The 3,170-nt window shown below is 54.9% G+C and carries 3 protein-coding genes and 1 pseudogene; 1 reads left to right on the top strand and 3 read right to left on the bottom strand.

Translation table 11 applies throughout. From position 1 onward, the window contains the following. Positions 1-1,080 (top strand): annotated as a pseudogene (locus ACJROR_RS10250) (hypothetical protein); the annotation flags it as partial. Positions 1,081-1,084: 4 nt separating this feature from the next. Here the strand turns inward: ACJROR_RS10250 and ybaK are convergent. The 3 genes from ybaK to ACJROR_RS10235 all read right to left on the bottom strand — a co-directional run. After that, the gene (gene ybaK / locus ACJROR_RS10245) at positions 1,085-1,558 is read right to left on the bottom strand and encodes a Cys-tRNA(Pro) deacylase (RefSeq protein ID WP_406546973.1); all 474 of its coding nucleotides are present in this window, start codon (positions 1,556-1,558) and stop codon (positions 1,085-1,087) included. 109 nt (positions 1,559-1,667) lie between these two features. After that, positions 1,668-2,111 carry a hypothetical protein gene (locus tag ACJROR_RS10240; RefSeq protein WP_406546972.1) on the bottom strand — a complete coding sequence of 148 codons (444 nt, stop codon included), beginning with the start codon at positions 2,109-2,111 and terminating at the stop codon, positions 1,668-1,670. Positions 2,112-2,743: 632 nt separating this feature from the next. Further along, the coding region (locus tag ACJROR_RS10235) for a PD-(D/E)XK nuclease domain-containing protein (protein WP_406546971.1) at positions 2,744-3,170 on the bottom strand (427 nt) is incomplete at its 5' end.

Below are 3,170 nucleotides of genomic sequence, written 5' to 3'. Positions count from 1 at the left end.
AGCTTTGGCGCCGAGGCCCGGGAGGAAAGCATCATGGCCTGCTACATTCCCTTCTGGATCTACGATGTCGCTGCGGCGGGAGAGGCTAAGGCCTCCTGTGAAAAAATCGTGAAAAGGGGGGATCGCAAGTGGGAGCACACGGTGTTTACCTGCGCAGCTTCCGGGAGCCGGGAGTTTCAGGGCATTCCCGGGGACGGCTCCCGGGAGATCCCGGAACGGGAAACCCAGAGCATTGAACCCTTTGACATGAAGGACGCCGTTCCCTTCAGTCCCGCTTATCTTGCAGGACTGGACGCCCGGATCGCCAGCCGGAATGCCAAGGGAAGCTTTAATCCGGTGGAAAAGCGGGTCAGAACTTCTCTGGACAGCTTTCTTATCGAGACTGAGGGATATGACGCCTGCCGCATTACGGAGCGGAATTACCGCATCACTCCCGTGGCCGTGAAATATGCTCTCCTCCCTGTTTGGCGCATGGAGACCTCCTGGCGGGGGCAGGTATTCTCCTGTGCCATGAACGGAGAGACCGGAAAAATCACGGGAGACTTTCCCGCAGCCTCCCGGAATATCGCTTTTGCCACGCTGTTTTTTACCGCTCTCGCCATGCTGGTGATAACGGAGCTCGGGTTTCTGGCGGATTTCCTTCCGGGGTACCTGCAGCTTCTCATCCTTTTGCCCATGCTGATTACGGCGGGGGGCATCTGGTATCTCGTTTATCAGACCAGGATCCCCTGGGTGTTCGAGCGCGACTCTGCGGCCCTCGGGGGCGGGGCTCTGGCTTTCCTGATAACGGCCGGGGAGATTTTCCGGCTTATGAGCTCCGGGAGCGACGGCGAAACCGCCCTCATGGTGATGTTCCCGGTTACCGTCTTTTACTTCTTTGTCCTCCGGGCCGCGCTGAAGGGCCGGCTTGCGGAGGAAGCAGAGGGCACCCTGCTCCGGAAGGAACGGGATGCGGAGGCCTATGCCGTCCCGTCGGCAAACAAGCTTCAGGAACGCCGTACGGAGGAGAGCGGGAGCTACATTTCCGGAAGCAGGGCCATGAGAAAGGAGATCCCGGAAGCCGCGGGACGGAAGGCTTAAACCCTTACTGGGGTTCCGTGATATCTCCGGTGAGGGCTCCCAGAGCGGCGATGAGATCCTGTGGTTTTACTCCGACGGAAAACCCCCGTCTCCCGCCGCTTACCAGGATTTCGGGGAGATCTATGGCGGAGGCGGCCAGAATGGTGATATTGCGTCTTTTCTGGCCGAAGGGACTGATGCCGCCCACCACATAGCCGGTAAGCCGTTCCGCATCCTCGGGCTTTACCATTTCGGCATTCTTCACCCCGGCAACCCTGGCGGCGTTTTTGAGATTAAGATTGCAGTTAACCGGGATCACCGCGGTTATATAGGTTTTTTCATGATGGATGAGCAGGGTTTTAAACACCTCGTTCTCATCCCGGTTAAGCTCCCGGGCGGCAATATGGCCGAAGTCGTGTTTGGCGCCGTTGCAGCTGTATTCGTAGGTCTTGTAGGAGATGCGCTTGCTGTCGAGAAATTTGGTGGCGGGAGTCTGCATGGTGTTTCCTCTGAGTTCTGTGAAAGCAGAACCCCGGAAGAGTCCGGGGCGCAAAATTAAAGCATCAAGCTAAGCAGCTAAAGCCGGCAGCATAAGACGGCCGGGGCCGTTACTGCTGGAGATTATTAAAGACCTCGGTGCAGTCAAAGAAGGCGGCGATTTTCTCCGAGGTGGCGTGGCTGTCGTTTTCGTAGCCGATTTTTATGGAAAGCCGTCCCAGAGAGGCGTCTCCGGAGAACAGAGTGAAGTGGAGATAGCGCACGCCGTATTCGTCCTGATCCTCAATGGCCTCAAGCTCGGCCCGGTCGAAGGAAAACTCGAAGCGGATATCGGTTTTCCAGTACTCGTTAAGATTGGCCAGACTGTATCTGGTTTTCTCGGAGCCGTTGGAGGAGCGGGTGATGGAGTATTTCTGGTCGATGACAATGGTGCTGTCATTGGGGAAGGTCACGAAATTGAAGGAATTCAGGTAGCTCTGCCGCTTATTGTGCATATCAGAGCTGCCGGGATTGCCGGAGCTGCCGTTATTTGTGTTATGAATGCTATCGGACATGTTCAGTTTTTTCCTCCGCCGGACGCCGTAAATGAACACCAGACAATCTGATTCCGGGGATCCCTGAAATCCTGCCGGATCCGGCAGGAATGCGCGGAGACCCCGGCGGTTTTCGGGGGCGGCACAGGCAGCAATATAAAAATACCAAGCACCGCAGCGCCGCTTTTTTAAGATCTTCCCTGAAAATCGCGCTTATTTTAAGCCTTTTACCGCATTTGTCACGCTTCGGCCAATAACCTTGTGCGGAAATCGTGAGGCGTTTGGTTTTTCAGCGCCGGGAAAGCATGGTTTTGTGATCGGGATCCGGAGAAGAATGCAAGGGTAAGCCGGAACGCTTTAAGGAGAACGGGATGATTAACAGAGACCTCAGGGAATCGGACAATATCGCCGTCAGTCAGGAAGATTTGTTACTCGCATTTTCTGTTCCAGCGCGTGAGACCGGCGCTCCGGAGTTTCCCGGTGAAGATAAACCGAAACTGTTTCGGGGATTTCTGCGTTACCGGACGATACAGGAGCAGAGCTCATTCGCCCTGGTAAAATTACGGCAGGCTCCGAAAGCTGCTGTTTCCTGCGCATGTTCATCAGATCTTGGCTAAGGCGCAGTTAAGGTGTCAGACAATCTGAATATCTGCTTACAACTTCTCAATAAGACAATGATGCTCCTTTGTGCCGGAATTGTAGTTAAGACCGATAAGCAGAACCTCTCTTTTGTTTCCGTCCTGGCGGTATCTTGCGGCGTAGTCCTGTTCCTTTATCTGGTTCAGGGCCTCCTCCGCGCTGTAATCCCGCTTGAACTCAATAATCATGATCGGGAGATCCGGTTTGGTTTTTGGGACAAACACCAGATCTGCAAATCCTTTCCCGGCCGGGAGTTCCCGGAAGCTGTCATAGCTGTTCTCGGCGCACCACATAAGCCCGGATATGAGACAGAACACCAGAGCTTCCTCCTTGTTGTATCCGATAACGGAAACATAGGGGGAGTTATGAATGCCGCCGACTATTTTCGCCGTCGTTTCGGCATCCAGGGATCTGATGGCCTGAAAGAGCTTTTCGGAACGC

The organism is Succinimonas sp. (assembly GCF_045225735.1).
In the GTDB taxonomy this organism is placed as follows: Bacteria; Pseudomonadota; Gammaproteobacteria; order Enterobacterales; family Succinivibrionaceae; genus Succinimonas.
The sequence above is the reverse complement of the archived record's forward strand: the minus strand, read 5'-3'. Positions and strand labels throughout refer to the sequence as shown.